General features: G+C 65.0%; 13 protein-coding genes and 1 riboswitch. Of the genes, 4 read left to right on the top strand and 9 right to left on the bottom strand.

Annotated elements, in window-relative coordinates:
- The 5 genes from AB7E19_RS13905 to AB7E19_RS13885 all read right to left on the bottom strand — a co-directional run bounded on the left by AB7E19_RS13905 (window position 1) and on the right by AB7E19_RS13885 (window position 5,806).
- On the bottom strand, window positions 1-780 hold the full coding sequence (locus tag AB7E19_RS13905) for a HesA/MoeB/ThiF family protein (RefSeq protein ID WP_207137679.1): 780 nt from the start codon (window positions 778-780) through the stop codon (window positions 1-3).
- Window positions 770-2,377, bottom strand: coding sequence for a thiamine phosphate synthase (gene thiE / locus AB7E19_RS13900; RefSeq protein ID WP_427935642.1), 1,608 nt, complete (start codon window positions 2,375-2,377; stop codon window positions 770-772). The genes AB7E19_RS13905 and thiE overlap by 11 nt, the downstream gene beginning before the upstream one ends.
- The gene (thiC, locus tag AB7E19_RS13895) at window positions 2,374-4,377 is read right to left on the bottom strand and encodes a phosphomethylpyrimidine synthase ThiC (protein WP_427935640.1); all 2,004 of its coding nucleotides are present in this window, start codon (window positions 4,375-4,377) and stop codon (window positions 2,374-2,376) included. Before thiC ends, thiE begins: the two co-directional genes overlap by 4 nt.
- Window positions 4,378-4,634: 257 nt before the next feature.
- Window positions 4,635-4,748, bottom strand: a riboswitch (TPP riboswitch).
- Window positions 4,749-4,810: 62 nt separating this feature from the next.
- The gene (locus tag AB7E19_RS13890; RefSeq protein WP_103244130.1) at window positions 4,811-5,299 is read right to left on the bottom strand and encodes a hypothetical protein; all 489 of its coding nucleotides are present in this window, start codon (window positions 5,297-5,299) and stop codon (window positions 4,811-4,813) included.
- 78 nt (window positions 5,300-5,377) lie between these two features.
- Entirely contained in the window at window positions 5,378-5,806 is a 429-nt protein-coding gene (locus AB7E19_RS13885; RefSeq protein WP_029313554.1) for a hypothetical protein, read from the bottom strand.
- 90 nt (window positions 5,807-5,896) lie between these two features.
- On the opposite strand from AB7E19_RS13885, the gene AB7E19_RS13880 reads away from it, so the two are divergent.
- Window positions 5,897-6,565, top strand: coding sequence for a response regulator transcription factor (locus AB7E19_RS13880; protein WP_049637286.1), 669 nt, complete (start codon window positions 5,897-5,899; stop codon window positions 6,563-6,565).
- Complete coding sequence (locus AB7E19_RS13875; RefSeq protein ID WP_427935637.1) at window positions 6,562-7,818, top strand: sensor histidine kinase; 1,257 nt, start codon at window positions 6,562-6,564, stop codon at window positions 7,816-7,818. The genes AB7E19_RS13880 and AB7E19_RS13875 overlap by 4 nt, the downstream gene beginning before the upstream one ends.
- 154 nt (window positions 7,819-7,972) lie before the next feature.
- Here AB7E19_RS13875 and rimK read toward each other — a convergent pair whose 3' ends face one another.
- From rimK to metH, 3 genes are all read right to left on the bottom strand, one after another.
- The gene (rimK, locus tag AB7E19_RS13870; RefSeq protein ID WP_010672657.1) at window positions 7,973-8,869 is read right to left on the bottom strand and encodes a 30S ribosomal protein S6--L-glutamate ligase; all 897 of its coding nucleotides are present in this window, start codon (window positions 8,867-8,869) and stop codon (window positions 7,973-7,975) included.
- A 203-nt stretch (window positions 8,870-9,072) separates the two neighbouring features.
- Window positions 9,073-10,140, bottom strand: coding sequence for a Gfo/Idh/MocA family oxidoreductase (locus AB7E19_RS13865; RefSeq protein WP_427935634.1), 1,068 nt, complete (start codon window positions 10,138-10,140; stop codon window positions 9,073-9,075).
- 67 nt (window positions 10,141-10,207) lie between these two features.
- Window positions 10,208-13,903, bottom strand: a complete 3,696-nt coding sequence (gene metH / locus AB7E19_RS13860) for a methionine synthase (RefSeq protein WP_427935632.1) — start codon at window positions 13,901-13,903, stop codon at window positions 10,208-10,210.
- Window positions 13,904-14,107: 204 nt separating this feature from the next.
- Here metH and AB7E19_RS13855 point away from each other — a divergent pair, with 204 nt between their 5' ends.
- Both AB7E19_RS13855 and AB7E19_RS13850 read left to right on the top strand, forming a co-directional pair.
- Complete coding sequence (locus AB7E19_RS13855; RefSeq protein ID WP_042880492.1) at window positions 14,108-15,385, top strand: cation:proton antiporter; 1,278 nt, start codon at window positions 14,108-14,110, stop codon at window positions 15,383-15,385.
- A 471-nt stretch (window positions 15,386-15,856) separates the two neighbouring features.
- Complete coding sequence (locus AB7E19_RS13850) at window positions 15,857-16,033, top strand: hypothetical protein (protein WP_010672653.1); 177 nt, start codon at window positions 15,857-15,859, stop codon at window positions 16,031-16,033.
- 101 nt (window positions 16,034-16,134) lie between these two features.
- On the opposite strand, the gene AB7E19_RS13845 is transcribed toward AB7E19_RS13850, so the two are convergent.
- Window positions 16,135-16,656: a GNAT family N-acetyltransferase gene (locus AB7E19_RS13845; protein WP_042015334.1), complete on the bottom strand. Its 522-nt coding sequence runs from the start codon at window positions 16,654-16,656 to the stop codon at window positions 16,135-16,137.
- Window positions 16,657-16,665: the final 9 nt, after the last annotated feature.

Below are 16,665 nucleotides of genomic sequence, written 5' to 3'. Positions count from 1 at the left end.
TTAATTCTCCTGAGCCGGGTGGGTGCTGCCGCAAACCGGGCAATCGGGATCGGGAGCCAGCGTGAGGGTCTGCCACTGATGGGTCAACGCATCGAACCGGCGCAATGTGCCCGCCACCGGGCTCGGCATCCCGAGCAACAGTTTCAGTGCCTCCAGCGCCTGCAAAGAGCCCATCACCCCCACCAGCGGGCCGGTGACGCCGCTGGTCTCACAGCTCTGACTCACCTTGGTATCCAGCGGATAGAGGCAGGCGTAGCAGGCGTGATCGCTGCTGGTGCGCGCCATCAGCTGCCCCTGCCAGCCCACTGCGGCGGCACAGACCCAGGGCTTGCCCTGGGCCACGCAGGCGGCGTTGATGGCCTGGCGGGTGGCGAGGTTGTCGCAGCAGTCGATCACCAGATCCACCTCGGCCACAAACTCCGGCAGGCTGGCGGCATCGAGTCGCTGATTGATGGCAATCAGCTCCACCAGCGGGTTGTGGGCGGCCAACCGCTCACGGGCCAGCTCCGCCTTGGAGTGGTTGACCGCCTCGCTATCGAACAGGATCTGGCGCGGCAGGTTGCTGGAGTCCACCGTGTCGCCATCGGCGAGCCACAAGGTGCCCACCCCGGCGCCGGCCAGATAGAGGGCGAGCGGCGAGCCGAGCCCGCCGAGACCGACGATCAGCACGGACTTATCCTTGAGCCGCGCCTGACCGGCTTCCCCCACTTCCGCCAGCATCAGCTGGCGGCCGTATCGCAGATACTCTTTGTCACTAAGAGAAGCGGCATCAGAGCGCATGTTCTGCCTCCCGTATCACGCAGGCCGAGCGTGGCTCATCCCCTGCCCCCACGGCCGCGAGCAGCCGTTCGGTCGCGCCCAGCCAGTCATCGCTCGCCGTGATGGCCGAGACCAGCGCAATGCTGCCGACCCCGCTTGCCTTGACCGCCGCCACCCGCTCCTCGCTGATGCCACCGATGGCCACCGTGGGCCACTGCGCCATCAGGGCGCGGTAGTGGTGCAGCCGCACCAGCCCCTGCGGGCGCGAAGGCATCGCCTTGGTGTTGGTCGGGAAGATATGGCCCAGCGCGATATAGGAGGGGGCAAGCTCGCGGGCCCGCATCAGCTCGAAGTAGCCGTGGGTGGAGATGCCAAGACGCAGCCCCGCCGCCTGAATGGCGGCGAGATCGGCGGTCTCCATATCCTCCTGCCCCAGATGCACGCCCCAGGCGCCCGCCTCGATGGCTTGCTGCCAGTAGTCGTTGATAAAGAGCCGCGCTCCATGGCGGCGACCGAGCGCTACCGCATCACGAATGGCCGGCGCCACCTCTGTGGCGGGCAGATTCTTGATCCGCAGCTGGATGGTCTTGACCCCGGCCCCCAGCAGGCGTTTGAGCCACTTGACCGAGTCCACCACCGGATAGAGGCCGAGGTTGTGTTCGGTCGGCGCAAAGGGGCCCTGCGGCAGACGGGCGCTGCTCGCTTCATACAATCCAAAGCGGCGATCGAGCGGTGAGCCCGCCAGCACGGCACGGGGGAAGTGGGCAAGATCGGCAGGCCAGCCGAGATGGGCGATGGGCCCCGGGCCTGCCCCCACCCCTTGCGCCGCCGCCAAGCCCTGTTGCAGGTAGGCGCGCGCCAGGGTGATGGCGTCCTCCACCGGATAGTCCTGCGCCACCACGGCGGCGATGGCGCTGGCGTAAGCGCAACCGGTGCCGTGACCGTGGCGGGTATCGAGGCGCGGCGCGGCGAGCCAGAATTCGCGGGTCTCATCCTGGTAGTAGTCGAGGCAGAGATCCCCGCCCCATTCAAGGTGGCCCCCCTTGACCAGCACGGCGCGGGCGCCGAGTTCGCGCAGCCGCCGGGCGGCGAGGCGCACCAGCTCGGGACTGGTGGCGGGCAGGCCGGTCAGGGCTTCCAGCTCGGGACCGTTGGGGGTAATAAGCGACAAACGTGGCAACAGCTGTTCGCGCACCGCCACCAGCATGCCGGGCTCCGCCATGGGGGTGCCGGTGCTGGCGATGGCCACCGGGTCGTAGACCACGAAGGGAGCCTCGACGGTCGACAACCTGCGTGCCAGCACCTCCACATGCAGCCGGGTCGGCAGCAGGCCGATCTTGATGGCGGCGGGTGGCAGATCCAGCCCCAGGGCATCGATCTGGGCGGCGAAGGTCTGCATCAGCACGGGGTCGACCATCTTCACCGCCACTGAGTTCTGGGCCGTGATGGCGGAGATGACGGAGCAGCCGTGCACGCCGAGGTCATGCATCGTGTGCAAGTCGGCCTGAATGCCGGCCCCGCCGCCGGAGTCGGACCCGGCTATGGTCCAGACCACGGGGCGGGCCTGCGTCACAGGCGACAGGTCGGCGGGGCTGACAGCCCCGCGCTCGCTGCTCACGCCTCCTCCCCTGCGGCCTGCTTCAGGGTCGCCGCCTGATGGTAGATCTCGCCGCCGGTCTCCTTGAAGGTTTCTGCCATGCGGGCCATGCCGCTCTCCACCTCGGCCACCACCCGCTCCTGCTGACCGTCCATGCCGACCAGCTTGATCTCCACGGCTTCCAGTTTCGCCGCATAATCGCGCACGTCCTGGGTGATCTTCATGGAGCAGAACTTGGGCCCGCACATGGAGCAGAAGTGGGCCACCTTGCCGGACTCCTGGGGCAGGGTCTCGTCGTGGTAGGCGCGGGCGGTGTCGGGATCCAGGGCCAGGTTGAACTGATCCTCCCAGCGGAACTCGAAGCGCGCCTTGGACATGGCGTTGTCGCGGATCTGGGCGCCCGGGTGGCCCTTGGCAAGGTCAGCCGCGTGGGCGGCGATCTTGTAGGTAATGAGCCCCTGCTTCACGTCCTCCTTGTTGGGCAGGCCCAGGTGTTCCTTGGGGGTCACGTAGCAGAGCATGGCGCAGCCGTACCAGCCGATGAGTGCGGCGCCGATGCCGGAGGTGAAGTGATCGTACCCCGGGGCAATGTCGGTGGTGAGCGGGCCCAGGGTGTAGAAGGGCGCCTCGTGGCAGTGCTCGAGCTGCTCGGTCATGTTGCGCTCGATCATGTGCATGGGTACGTGGCCGGGGCCCTCGATCATCACCTGCACGTCGTATTCCCAGGCAATCTTGGTGAGCTCGCCCAGGGTGCGCAGCTCGGCGAACTGGGCCTCGTCGTTGGCGTCGTAGACGGAGCCCGGACGCAGACCGTCACCCAGCGACAAGCTCACGTCGTAGGCGGCGCAGATCTCGCAGATCTCGCGGAAGTGCTCGTAGAGGAAGTTCTCCTTGTGGTGCGACAGGCACCACTTGGCCATGATGCTGCCACCGCGCGAAACGATGCCGGTGAGGCGCTTGGCGGTCATGGGCACGAAGCGCAGCAAGACGCCTGCGTGGATGGTGAAGTAGTCCACCCCCTGCTCGGCCTGCTCCAGCAGGGTGTCGCGGAACAGCTCCCAGGTGAGATCCTCGGCGATGCCGTTGGTCTTCTCCAGCGCCTGATAGATGGGCACGGTACCGATGGGCACCGGGCTGTTGCGCAGGATCCACTCGCGGGTCTCGTGGATGTAGCGGCCGGTGGAGAGATCCATCACGGTGTCGGCGCCCCAGCGGGTGGACCACACCAGCTTCTCCACTTCCTCTTCGATGCTGGAAGTGACCGCCGAGTTGCCGATGTTGGCGTTGATCTTCACCAGGAAGTTGCGGCCGATGATCATGGGCTCCGCTTCCGGGTGGTTGATGTTGCTGGGGATGATGGCGCGACCGGCGGCCACCTCATCGCGCACGAACTCGGGGGTGATGTTCTGGGGCAGTCTGGCGCCAAAGCCCTGACCCGGATGCTGGGTGCGCAGGAGCTCGGAGCGCACTCGCTCGCGGCCCATGTTCTCGCGGATGGCGATAAATTCCATCTCGGGGGTGACGATGCCTTGGCGGGCATAGTGCAGCTGGGTGACCCGGCGGCCCGGCTTGGCGCGGCGGGCCTTATGTTGCGAAGAGTGCAAATGTTCGAAACGCAGGTGATCCAGCCCCTCGTCCGCCAGCCGCTCCTGAGTGAAGGTGGAGCTCAGCCCCTCCAGCGCGTCGGTGTCAGCACGCTCCAGCACCCAGTCTTCGCGCAGGCGCGGCAGACCGCGGCGCACGTCGATGGGGGCGGCCTCTTCCCCATAGGGGCCCGAGGTATCGTAAACCGGCACCGGCTCGTTGGGCTCGAACTGGGGAGCGTCCTTGGTGCCGCCGACGAAGGTGTCGGCCAGCTGGATCTCCCGCAGGGGCACCCGGATATCGGCGCGGGAGCCTTCGATAAAGATGCGGCGGGAGTTGGGGTGAGCCATCCCCTTGAGGTTGTCGATAAAGGTCTGGGCGCTGGAGCGCTGCTCGCGGCGGCTGGATTTGGTGGTATCAGAAACATTGGTAGACATAGCAAAACTCACATTAACTGGTTGAAGTTATGGGTGTTTGCTTGTCTGGAGTTCGAGGAGAAGATGAACTTGCGGCGGGGTGTGCTCGGGGGAGTGAGTCGGGCATGGATCTTCCCTGCTCTGCCGTCCCTCTGCCCTGTGTGGCAGATCCGCAGGCCTGACGGCCCGGCGGGACAACCTCCCCCTGTGCGCCTGTGCCAGCCAGAGGCGGTCTGCCTCCAGCTGGCGGGAAGGTGTGCCTTCCCCGGCGCGGTAACCCGCAAGTTACCCTTGTTTCCCTTCGCAGGTCTTAACCTGATCAGGTTCCACGGATCCCGAATTAACGGTCTCAGCTTAGCGTCGTTCGACGGTCAGCACTCCGACAAGATGTACGCCAGTATAAGTGGGGAAATTTAAAGTACAAGCCATTAACAAGGGGAAAGGGAGAGAGGTCTCACTCTTCGGCGTCGAGGGGATCCTCGGGGTCGGGAATGAGGATATCGGTGAGGCGGCCCTCTTCATCCCGGCTCAGCACCAGGCGGCGACCCGGTTGCAGATCGGCGGCGCTGCCGTTGATCCAGCGAGTGTCAGCATCAAACACCAGCACGCCGAGTTCCTGTAGCAGCAATGCCTGCTGATTGTGGGTGAGCAGTCGATCCTCCGCCCGCCGCCAACTGGCCCCGAGCGCCGGATCCGGCGCCCCGTCGAGCACCCGGATCGTCTCGGCGACGCCGTAGCGGCTCTGGATCGCGAGGTGCATGCCGGGCACGAGCCCGTCCGGCTGCGCCACGCCGTGCAGTTCGGCACTGCCGAGCTCCAGCTCAGCCCCCTGGAATTGCAGGCGCACCCCGTCGTTGTGCTCCAGCTCCACCAGCCAGAGCTCGGCGTCGTCGGCAAAGGTGCAGAAGGGCAACAGCAGCAGGCAGAGTGCGGTTCGGGTCATGGCAGGCGGTCCGGGGTCACGGGGTGAGGTTTAACTATGGCCCCGGACGGGCAATTTTTCCCGGTCCGCCCTGACCGGTCAGTCATCCTCCCGGCACTGGCTCAGGCGCATGCCGTCAAACTTGCACTCCAGCTCCAGCCAGCGTCCCTCAAACGGGGAGAGGCTCCCATCCGAGGTGACATAACCCCAGATCCGCCCCCCTTCCACCGGCCCTTCCAGTTCCATCTCGTCCTCCTCTTCCAGCGCCTCCACCTCGCGAACGAGCCGCCGCGCCCCTGCCGCCGTCTCCTGCACGACCCCTTCCAGATCGACCCAGGTCCCGCCGAGATCGTCCTCATCCAGGCCATCCTTGAAGCGGGTGCGCTCATCGATCACGAAGGGAATGCCGTTGACCATCAACTGGCCAAGCTGCCAGGTGGTGCGGCCCGTGAGCTTGAACTCGGCCGCCTGCACCAGACCAAAAGGCAATAGAATCAATAACCAGAAGGCGCAGAGAGACTTCTTCATCGGGGATCCTCGGGGTTACACTGGCACACAGGATGACCCATCCGGTGTGAAATGGCCGTGAAATAGCGGCACAGACCAGGAGATCAGAGCATGAAAATACTGGTGGTGGAAGACAGTCCCCAGGTGGCGGAGACCATCATGGACTATCTGGCGCTGGCCGGGCACAGGGTGGACTGCGCCTATCACGGCCAGGCCGCGCTGCAACTGCTGGCCCAGGAGCGCTTCGACGTCATCATCATGGACGTCATGATGCCGCGCCTCGACGGCCTGCGTACCGTGGAGCGGCTGCGTGCGGACGGCATCGCGACCCCGGTGCTCTTTCTCACCGCCCGTGACAGCCTGGAGGACAAGCTGGCAGGCTTTCGGGCGGGGGGCGACGACTATCTGGTCAAGCCGTTCGCCATGGAGGAGCTGGAGGTGCGCCTGGAGGCCCTCAGCCTGCGTGGCCCCAGAGGGGACATGGGCGTGCTCGGCTTTGGCGATCTGACGGTGGATCCCGCCAGCGGCCGCGCCACCCGCGCCGGGGTGGAGCTCAAACTCGGCAAGATCCCGTTCCAGATCCTCACCCTGCTGGTGAAGCGCGCGCCCCAGCTGGTGACGCGCCAGGAGGTGCTCGACACCGTCTGGGGCGACGAGGAGCCCGACTCCGACGCCCTGCGCAGCCACATCTATGCCCTGCGCAGCGCCCTCGACAAGCCCTTCCCCACCCCCATGCTGGAGACCCTGCACGGCCAGGGCTACCGGCTGGTGACCCCATGACGAACCCGACGCCGCCCCTTGCCCCCGGTCTGCCGAGCCTGCGCCGGCGCCTGGTGCTGGCGCTGGGAGGGGCCGGTCTGCTGCTGCTGGTGATCCTGAGCCTGCTGATGGTGGTGGCCGAGAACAAGATGGAGGAGCTGAGCCTGCGCCACTGGCTGGAGGCGGAGGCAACCCGCTATGACGACGACTGGTTGCGCCTCGGAATGGCGGCCCCCGCCCCCAGCCCGCGCCAGTTCTCCAGCTACTGGACAGAGGCGGGCCGCCTGCCCGCCTGGCTCAAGGCCTACCAGAGCCCCGGCTTCTTCGAGCATCAGCTGGGCCGGGAGGACAAGCACTTCCTGGTACGCGCCCACCCCTCGGGTCAGGGGCTGCTCTATCTGGTGTTCAACGACGATGCAGACGACTACCTCGACCCTTACGAAGCCAAGCTGCATCTGGTGACCCGCCTCATCGGCCTGGCCCTGCTGCTGGGGAGCCTCGCCTTCGGCATCTGGCTGGTGCGTCACATCACCAGGCCGCTGGAGCGGCTGCGCCAGCGGGTCGCCCACCTGACCCCGGATCAGGGGGACTTCGTGCCCGATACCCCCTGGCAGGAGCTGCGAGAGATAGAGCAGGCGCTGCTGGCGGGCAAGCACGAGGTAGCCGCCGTGTTTGCCCGTGAACAGGAGTTCAGCCGCTTTGCCAGCCACGAGCTGCGCACCCCCAACATGGTGATCCAGGGATCCGCGGCCCTGCTCGGCAAGGTGAATGACCTGCCCGCCCCGGCAGCCCGCGCCGTCAGCCGCATCCGCGCCGCCGCCGACGAGATGGCCCTGCTCACCGAAACCTTCCTGCTGCTGGGACGCAAGGAGGCCGTGGAGCGCCCGCCCCAGCAGGTGGCGCCGCTCATTCGCCGGGAGCTGACCCGCCTCGCTCCCCTGCTGCAACGGGAGACGCTGGACATTCGCCTGCAACTGGACGAGGAGAGCGAGGTGCAGGCCCCCCTCTCCCTGCTCGCCATCGCCCTCGGCAACCTCTTGAAAAACGCCCTGAGCTACGCCGAGGGCCACATCGAGATCACCCTGCACGAGCAGGTGCTCACCATCAGCAACCCCACCGCCGCCGCGCCGGATCAGATCCTCGGCTACGGCTGCGGTCTCACCATCATCCAGCGCATCTGCGAGAAGCTGGGCTGGCAGATTGAGACCCATCTGGTGGAGGGGGTCTTCAGCGCCCGGCTGGTGATGATCCCCGGCGCCCCCGGGGCGGCATAACCCCTTCATTCCCGGCCCTTCTTCCCGGCTGTTCAACACAGTGGGAGAAGGGAGACACTTCCCGGCAAGCCCGCGGCCTTCCAGCCCACCCCCCAGATAGCAACAAGGCGCCCGAGGGCGCCCTGTGTTTACCTGTCTGACACTCGTTTGGGGCTCATTCCGCTGGCTTGTGCTTGCGGCTCGCCTTGAGCTCGAGGAACTCGATGATCTTGCCCGCCACGTCCTTGCCGGAGGCGGCCTCCACCCCCTGCAGACCGGGGGAGGAGTTCACCTCCAGCACCAGCGGGCCGCGGGCGCTACGCAGGATGTCCACCCCGGCCACGTCCAACCCCATGATCTTGGCGGCCTGCACGGCGGTGGCTCGCTCTTCCGGCGTGATCTTGATGGCTTCGGCGGTGCCGCCCCGGTGCAGGTTGGAGCGAAACTCCCCCGGCTGGGCCTGGCGGCGCATGGCGGCCACCACCTTGCCGTTGACCACCAGGCAGCGGATATCGGCGCCGTTGGCCTCGCGGATGTACTCCTGCACCAGGATGTTGTTGTTGGTCTGGATAAAGGCCTCGATGACGCTCTCCGCGGCCTTCTGGGTTTCGCACAGCACCACGCCAATCCCCTGGGTGCCCTCCAGCAGCTTCACCACCAGGGGGGCGCCCCCCACCATGGTGATGAGATCCGGTACGTCGTGGGTGCTGTGGGCATAGCCGGTCACCGGCAGGCCGATGCCGTGACGGGAGAGCAGCTGCATGGCGCGCAGCTTGTCCCGGGAGCGGGAGATGGCCACCGAGCTGTTGAGGGCCATGGTGCTCATCATCTCGAACTGGCGCAGCACGGCGGTGCCATAGAAGGTGATGCTGGCACCGATGCGCGGGATCACGGCGTCATAGCTCTCCAGCTCCCGTCCTTCGTAATGGATGGAGGGGCTGTGGGAGGCGATGTTCATGTAGCAGCGCAGGGTGTCGAGCACCTCGACCTGATGCCCACGGGCCCGGGCCACCTCGACCAGACGGCGGGTGGAGTAGTTGTTGGGCTCACGGGATAAAATGGCAATATTCATGGAAATGGCAGACCTGATAATCGGACTGGAGAGTATAAGGTGCCATGAACGACTGGCAACGCCAATCCTTTCCCCTCACCATGCGCGGTTCTGCAAGAACGGGCAAAAACCGAGAGTGCCGCACTCAAGACGGACCAAAGCCAGAGAGCGTTCTGCAAGACGGCGCCAGCCACCAGCCTTCATGCCGGATGGCGCCAGCGACGTCAATGGGGGCCGCGCAGCCCTTGCTGCAACTCAAGCAGCAGGGCGACCTCCTGCAAACGGCGCGCCGTGGTGTCGGCCCAGCCTCCCAAAGGCACAGGGGCCAGCAGGGTCTGGGCGATGCAGTGGCGATAGAGGGGCCCCTCATGTTGCCAGCCCCGCATCCCGTCGACGTCGTGATGGTGCAGCCACTCCAGGTTGCCGCGGCGAAGCAGTTCGATGCGCCGCCCGCCCTTGAGGTGCAGGCAAAGCCCCTTCTTCTCCACCCCGGGACCAGCATACTTGTCGAGCCAGAGGGTCAGGGGCACCCCTGCCGCCTCGCCACGCAGGCAGGCTCGCCCCTCGGCGCTCTCCAGATCCCCGCGCCGGATGGGCTGCCCCAGCCGGTCGCAGACGCCCTCCGCGATCAGGTGCAGGCGGTCGTCCCCACCCAGGGCCACCAGCAGTTCCCGGATCATCGCCAGCAGATGGGTGCCGATGTCGAGGATGACACCGTCCGGGTGGCGCAACAGCCGCCGATCCGGCTCGCCGGTGGCGAAGTTGAGGGCATAGGGATGCCCCGCCTCGTCCAGGCCGCAGGGTTCCAGCAAAAAGCCCTCCACCGCGCTGATATCGGCGAGGGTGGCCAGCCCGACACCGGCGCAGCCTGGTTCCCGAGGCTGCCAGCCTTCATCCAGTTTGCCGCTCAGCAGCAACTGCTGGACGGCATTGCGGGCCATCCAGTGATCCAGCGCCAGCACCCTGGCCGCGACCTCGGGGTCCGCCAGCAGGGCGTGCAGGCGATCGTGCTGGGCCAGGGTGGCCACCACGGGTTTCTCCACCAGGATGAGGGGAATGGCGCTGGCCAGTGCCTGTTCCAGCACGGGCAGATGCAGCAGGGAAGGCGTGGCGATCACCAGCCGATCCAGGGGTTCGGCCAGCAGTGCTTCCAGGGTCGGCGCAGACATGACGCCGGGCAGGGTGATGGCGGGATCAAAACCCCATATCTCGGGATTTTCCGCCAGTGCGGCGAGTGCAGGTAGATAGGCTGTCTGCACTACGGCCCCCAGACCGACAAATCCAATCTTCATGGCAACCTCGATATGGCGTGCGTACCCGGCGCCTGCCCCGCACCGCGTGAGGCGGGGCAGACGGGGATCAATGCAGGTTGGGCCCCAGCCAGCGTTCGGCCTCTGCCAGGGTCATCCCCTTGCGCATGGCGTAGTCTTCCACCTGATCCTGCTGGATCTGGGCCACGGCGAAATACTTGCTCTCGGGGTGGGAGAAGTACCAGCCCGACACCGCTGCCCCCGGCCACATGGCGTAGGACTCGGTGAGCTGCATGCCGATGGCCTGCTCCACGTCCAGCAACTCCCAGATGCTCCCCTTCTCGGTGTGCTCCGGGCAGGCCGGGTAGCCCGGCGCCGGACGTATCCCCTGGTAATTTTCGCGAATCAGTTCCTCGTTGCTGAGCGCCTCGTCCGGGGCATAGCCCCAGTGCACTTTGCGCACCTGCTCGTGGAGGTATTCGGCAAAGGCCTCGGCGAGGCGATCGCACACCGCCTGGATGAGAATGGCGTTGTAGTCGTCGTGGTCCGCCTTGTAGGCCTTGGCGATGGCCTCCTCGCCGATGCCGCCGGTCACCGCGAAGGCGCCGATCCAGTCGGGCTTGCCGCTCTCTTTCGGCGCCACATAATCCGCAAGACAGTAGTTGGGGAAGCCCTGCTTCTCGCTCTGCTGGCGCAGGTGGTGCAGCACCTTGCGCACCTGGGTGCGGGACTCGTCGGTGTAGACCTCGATGCTGTCCCCCACGGCGTTGGCGGGGAACAGGCCGACAATGCCGGCACAGCGCACGCTCTGATCCTTCTCCAGCTGGTCCAGCATGGCGTTGGCGTCGGCGTAGAGGCGCGTCGCCTCCTCCCCCACGACTTCATCCTCCAGAATGCGGGGGAACTTGCCCGCCAGCTCCCAGCTCAGGAAAAACGGCGTCCAGTCGATGTAGGGGCGCAGCACAGAGATGGTTACGTTTTCGAAGGTCTGCACGCCGGGCTCCCGGGGCGCCGGGGGCTCATAGCCCACCCAGTCCAGCTGATGGCGGTTGGCCCGGGCATGGGCCAGGGAGACCGGCTTGGAGCGCGGCTGCTTGCGGGCATGCTGATCCCGGGCAATCTCGTACTCCTTGTCGATGCGGGCCACGAAGGCGGGCTTGAGCTCCGGGCTCAGCAGGCTCTGGGCCACCCCCACGGCGCGGGAGGCGTTGGAGACATAGACCACGGGCTCGGAGTAGTTCTGCTCTATCTTCACCGCGGTGTGGGCCTTGGAAGTGGTGGCTCCGCCGATGAGCAGCGGCAGCTTGAACCCCTGACGCTCCATCTCTTTTGCTACGTGCACCATCTCGTCCAGGGACGGAGTGATGAGGCCCGACAGGCCGATGATATCGGCGTTCACTTCCCGGGCCGTCTTGAGGATGGTCTCGCAGGAGACCATGACCCCGAGATCCACGATCTCGAAGTTGTTGCACTGGAGCACCACCCCGACGATGTTCTTGCCGATGTCGTGCACGTCGCCCTTGACGGTGGCCAGCACGATTTTGCCGTTGCTGGAACCGCCGGACTTCTCCGCCTCGATGTAGGGCTGCAGGTAGGCCACCGCCCGCTTCATCACCCGGGCCGACTTCACCACCTGGGGCAGGAACATCTTGCCGGCGCCGAACAGATCGCCCACCACGTTCATGCCATCCATCAGCGGCCCCTCGATGACGTGCAGCGGCTTCTCGGCCTGGGCGCGCGCCTCCTCGGTATCCTCCTCGATAAAGTCGGTGATCCCCTTGACCAGGGCGTGTTCGAGCCGCTTGCCCACCGGCCAGCTGCGCCACTCCTGATCCCGCGGATCCTCGGCCTGGGCGCCGGCACCGCGATACTTCTCTGCGATGGCCAGCAGCGCCTCGGTGGCGTTGTCGTTGAGGTTCAGCACCACCGCCTCGACCTTCTCTTTCAGATCGCTCGGGATGTCTTCGTAGATGGCAAGCTGGCCCGCGTTGACGATCCCCATGTCCATGCCGTTCCTGATGGCGTGGTAGAGGAAGACAGCGTGGATGGCTTCGCGCACCGGCTCGTTGCCCCTAAACGAGAAGGAGACGTTGGAGACGCCGCCGGAGATCATGGCGTGGGGCAGGTGCTCCTTGATGTCCTTCACCGCCTCGATGAAGTCCACCGCGTAGTTGTTGTGCTCGTCGATGCCGGTCGCCACCGCGAAGATGTTGGGGTCAAAGATGATGTCTTCCGGCGGGAAGCCGACGCGGTCCACCAGAATGCGGTAGGCGCGCTGGCAGATCTCGAACTTGCGGGCCCGGGTATCGGCCTGGCCCACCTCGTCGAACGCCATGACGATGACGGCGGCGCCGTAGCGGCGCAGCAGTTTCGCCTGCTCGATGAATTTGTCCTCCCCCTCCTTCATGGAGATGGAGTTGACCACCGGCTTGCCCTGCACGCACTTGAGGCCCGCCTCCAACACCTCCCACTTGGAGGAGTCGATCATCACCGGCACCCGGGCGATGTCCGGTTCCCCGGCGATGAGGTTCAGGAAGCGCACCATGGCCGCCTCGGCGTCCAGCATCCCCTCATCCATGTTGATGTCGATGATCTGGGCGCCGTTCTCCACCTGCTGCTTGGCCACGTCCAGGGCCTCGTCGTAGAGCCCCTCTTTTATCAAGCGCTTGAACTTGGCCGAGCCGGTGACGTTGGTCCGCTCACCCACGTTCACGAACATGGAGTCCGCCGTGATGATGAGAGGCTCCAGGCCCGACAACCGGCAGGCCACCGGCAGATCCGGCAGGGCGCGGGGCTTGATGCCCGCCACGGCGTCCGCCATGGCGCGGATGTGGGTCGGGGTGGTGCCGCAGCAGCCGCCCACCAGGTTGAGAAAGCCGCTCGAAGCCCACTCGCGGATATGCTCCGCCATCTCGACCGCGTCCAGATCGTACTCGCCAAACGCATTGGGCAGACCGGCGTTGGGGTGGGCGCTGACATGGGTCTCGCTGATGCGGGAGAGCTCCTCCACGTACTGGCGCAGCTCGTCCGGCCCCAGCGCACAGTTGAGGCCGAAGGAGACCGGTTTGACGTGGCGAAGGGAGTGGTAGAAGGCCTCGGTGGTCTGGCCCGAGAGGGTACGACCGGAGGCGTCCGTGATGGTGCCGGAGATCATCACCGGCAGGCTGTAACCCAGCTCCTCGAACACCAGGTCCACCGCGAAGGCGGCCGCCTTGGCGTTGAGGGTGTCGAAGATGGTCTCGATCAGGATGATGTCGGCACCGCCCTCGATCAGGGCGTGGGTCGATTCGGTGTAGGCGGCCACCAGCTCGTCATAGGTGACGTTGCGCTTGCCCGGATCGTTCACGTCCGGCGAGATGGAGGCGGTACGGTTGGTGGGACCCAGGACCCCCGCCACAAAGCGCGGTTTCGCCGGGTCCTTGGCTGTCCACTCGTCCGCCACGGCGCGGGCCAGGCGGGCCGCCTCCCGGTTTATCTCGGCCGAGAGCGCTTCCATCTCGTAGTCCGCCATGGCGATGCGGGTGGCGTTGAAGGTGTTGGTCTCGAGGATGTCGGCCCCGGCGGCACAATACTGGTCGTGGATCTCGCGAATGACGGCGGGACGGCTCAACACCAGCAGGTCGTTGTTGCCCTTGATGTCGGTATGCCAGTCGGCAAATCGCTCCCCCCGATAGTCCGCCTCACCGAGTTTGTAACCCTGGATCATGGTGCCCATGGCCCCGTCGATGATCAGGATCCGCTCCTTGAGACAGGCTTCCAGCCTGGTTGTGACATCCGCTTTCTTGTTCGACTCTCTGCTCGACACCGCTCGTACCCCTTACATCCATGCAACTGCGTGATGCCCATCCTAGCAGCAATCAAATTAAATGGAAATCTAGCCGTCTATCTGTCCGTGGTGACGATTAAATATAACCATAAATAGGTAATGAGCATGATCTAACCCGGGAGTACCCTATGCCCGTCCTCAAGAGGGATACGTGCTTGCTGTTTACCAAAGAGAAAAATAACTATGAGCGTCTACTACACACTCTGCTTCCTGGCAGCGTTGGCGATCTTCATCGCCTTTGCCAACCAGTATGTTGTGAAGATCCAGACCACCATCGCCATCACTGCGGGCTCCATGCTGATCTCCGCGCTGCTGGTGCTGTTTGGCAAACTGGGTTGGTTCAATCTGGAGCCTCTCGCCATCAAGACCATGGAGAGCATCGACTTCCAGAACTTCCTGTTGAAGGGGATCCTGGGCTTCCTGCTGTTCGCTGGCGGGCTTGGCATCAACCTCAAGGCGCTGCGTAGCCAGAAGTGGGAAATCACCATTCTGGCCATAGCCGCCACTCTGCTCTCCACCTTCCTCATCGGCTACGGCTTCTGGTTCATCGCCAAGCTGCTGGGCTGGGACCTGCCGCTGGTCTACTGCATGTTGTTCGGTGCCCTGATCTCCCCCACCGACCCCATCGCCGTACTGGCCATCGTCAAGAAGATGAAGGCGCCACCCCAGATCGCCATCCAGATCGAGGGGGAATCCCTGTTCAACGACGGTGTAGGTCTGGTCATCTTCGCCACCGTGTTTGCCGTGGCCTTTGGCGGCGTGGAGCCCACCTTCGGCAGCGTGGCCGGTCTGTTCCTGCATGAGGCCCTCGGCGGCATCCTGTTCGGGGCCGTGCTGGGCCTCATCGCCCACGTGATGATCAGCGCCACCGACGACGGCTCCCTGGAGCTGCTGCTGACCCTCTGCATCCCGACCGCGGGCTTCGCCTTCGCCAACATGATCGGCGTCTCCGGCGCCCTGGCCATGGTGGTGACCGGCATCATGATCGGCAACTGGACCCGTCATTCCGGCTTCTCCGAGCAGAGCCAGCACCACCTGGATCACTTCTGGGAGTTGATGGATCAGTTCCTCAACGCCCTGCTGTTCCTGCTGATCGGTCTGGCACTGGTGCTGCTGGATCTGGCCTGGCGCGACTGGATCCTGCTGGTCATCGCGGTGCCGCTCTGCCTCGCCGCCCGCTTCATCAGCGTCTCCCTGCCCTATGTGGCGTTCCGCAAGTTCCGCAGCTACAACACCTTCTCGGTGCGCATCCTCACCTGGGGCGGCCTGCGTGGCGGCCTGGCCATGGCCATGGCCCTGGCACTGCCATCCGGTGTCATGATGATCCCGGAGCACAACGTCGATCTGCGCCAGGTGATCCTGGTGATGACCTACTCGGTGGTGATGTTCTCCATCGTGGTACAGGGCATGACCATTACCCCCATGATCACCGCCGCCAAGAAGGCCTGTGGCGACGCCTGAGCCCGTCCCTGACCGGCAATGAAAAGGGCTCCCTCGGGAGCCCTTTTGCCGTCCCCGTGGCAGTGAAAAACAGGGAATGACAGAGTGAGCGCACAATTAGTGTTTGCTTTTTACACATTTCGAGGAGAGAATGCGCGCCGGCTAGTTAATCAGCCCTGATTATGTTCGCAATGCTTCACCTCACGATGAATCCTGCCAGTACCCGCATAACCTTCTTCTGATTTACTCGCCTTGAGAACCGTTCAGGCTGTCTGCCTGCGTTGCCCGGCTCTCACGGTGCAGACCCGATCTGCCCACTCCCAAGTAGCATCATGCATCCGCGTGGTCCTTGGCGCCTTCCTTGAAAGTGCAGACGCCCCTGAACCGGGCTGGGTATTCCTGCGCGCTCGTCCGCTATCGTGCTGACCGCGCCCATTGACCTGACATTTGCCAATACAAGGAGCAAACACTTAATTTATATAGAGAAATACCATGATGAAACACGTACAGATCCGCAAACCCCTGCGTCGCAGCAAACCCATCAACCTGCCCGTGCAAGAGCACGACGACGATGCGTTCCTGATCCAGTTCAGCACCCGCTTCAGCGGCGGCTTCGCCATCTCCTGTGATGGCATCGCCGGCGAGTTCTCCATCGAAGAGCTCAACTGATCCTGCCTGCCCAGGCAGCGCCCGATGCAGACAGGCCGCAACTCACGGCGGCCTCCTTGCCTGACGTCATAGTCTGCATGGCCCCGCTCCCAGAGCGGTGGCTAGACCCCGCAAGTCTCCTTGTCCGGCGCCTCCAGCAGCAGGCACTCCTCCTCGCCGGCTCCCAGCCTGACCCGTTTGCCCTGACTCAGCCCCAGCTTGGCGAGTAGCCGAACCGAGCGCTCATTGCCCGGGGTGACGATGGCGACCACCCGCTCGATGCCGAGCCGTTCACGGCCATCTGCCATGGCCGCCCGCGCGGCTTCGATGGCATAGCCCTGGCCGCGCCAGGCGGGCAGGAAGGCATAGCCGATGTCTTCACAGGGCAGGGTATCGCGCTTGATCAGACCGCAGATGCCGAGCCTGGCCCCGTCTTCCCGCCGCACCACCAGATAGAGTCCGTGACCGTGGCGGGCATAACTGACCGCAGGCCCCTGCTGGATGTAGTTTTCGGCATCCGCCAGGGTACGCACCCCGCGATCGCCGATGTAGCGGTGAAAATCACCATCGTTGAGCAGTTCGAGAATGAAGGGGGCATCGACAATGGTCAGTTTGCGCAGTTCCAGGCGCTCGGAGAGGATCATGACATGGGC

Origin of the sequence: Aeromonas sp. (genome assembly GCF_050252055.1) — a bacterium.
GTDB classification, from domain to species: domain Bacteria; phylum Pseudomonadota; class Gammaproteobacteria; order Enterobacterales; family Aeromonadaceae; genus Aeromonas; species Aeromonas caviae.
The sequence above is the reverse complement of the archived record's forward strand: the minus strand, read 5'-3'. Positions and strand labels throughout refer to the sequence as shown.

What these genes read in the sequence shown, in the direction of transcription:
- AB7E19_RS13905 (WP_207137679.1), bottom strand. Translation starts at nt 780, where the DNA reads ATGCGCTCTGATGCCGCTTCTCTTAGTGACAAAGAGTATCTGCGATAC.
- thiC (WP_427935640.1), bottom strand. Translation starts at nt 4,377, where the DNA reads ATGTCTACCAATGTTTCTGATACCACCAAATCCAGCCGCCGCGAGCAG.
- AB7E19_RS13890 (WP_103244130.1), bottom strand. Translation starts at nt 5,299, where the DNA reads ATGACCCGAACCGCACTCTGCCTGCTGCTGTTGCCCTTCTGCACCTTT.
- AB7E19_RS13885 (WP_029313554.1), bottom strand. Translation starts at nt 5,806, where the DNA reads ATGAAGAAGTCTCTCTGCGCCTTCTGGTTATTGATTCTATTGCCTTTT.
- AB7E19_RS13880 (WP_049637286.1), top strand. Translation starts at nt 5,897, where the DNA reads ATGAAAATACTGGTGGTGGAAGACAGTCCCCAGGTGGCGGAGACCATC.
- AB7E19_RS13875 (WP_427935637.1), top strand. Translation starts at nt 6,562, where the DNA reads ATGACGAACCCGACGCCGCCCCTTGCCCCCGGTCTGCCGAGCCTGCGC.
- rimK (WP_010672657.1), bottom strand. Translation starts at nt 8,869, where the DNA reads ATGAATATTGCCATTTTATCCCGTGAGCCCAACAACTACTCCACCCGC.
- AB7E19_RS13865 (WP_427935634.1), bottom strand. Translation starts at nt 10,140, where the DNA reads ATGAAGATTGGATTTGTCGGTCTGGGGGCCGTAGTGCAGACAGCCTAT.
- AB7E19_RS13855 (WP_042880492.1), top strand. Translation starts at nt 14,108, where the DNA reads ATGAGCGTCTACTACACACTCTGCTTCCTGGCAGCGTTGGCGATCTTC.
- AB7E19_RS13850 (WP_010672653.1), top strand. Translation starts at nt 15,857, where the DNA reads ATGATGAAACACGTACAGATCCGCAAACCCCTGCGTCGCAGCAAACCC.
- AB7E19_RS13845 (WP_042015334.1), bottom strand. Translation starts at nt 16,656, where the DNA reads ATGATCCTCTCCGAGCGCCTGGAACTGCGCAAACTGACCATTGTCGAT.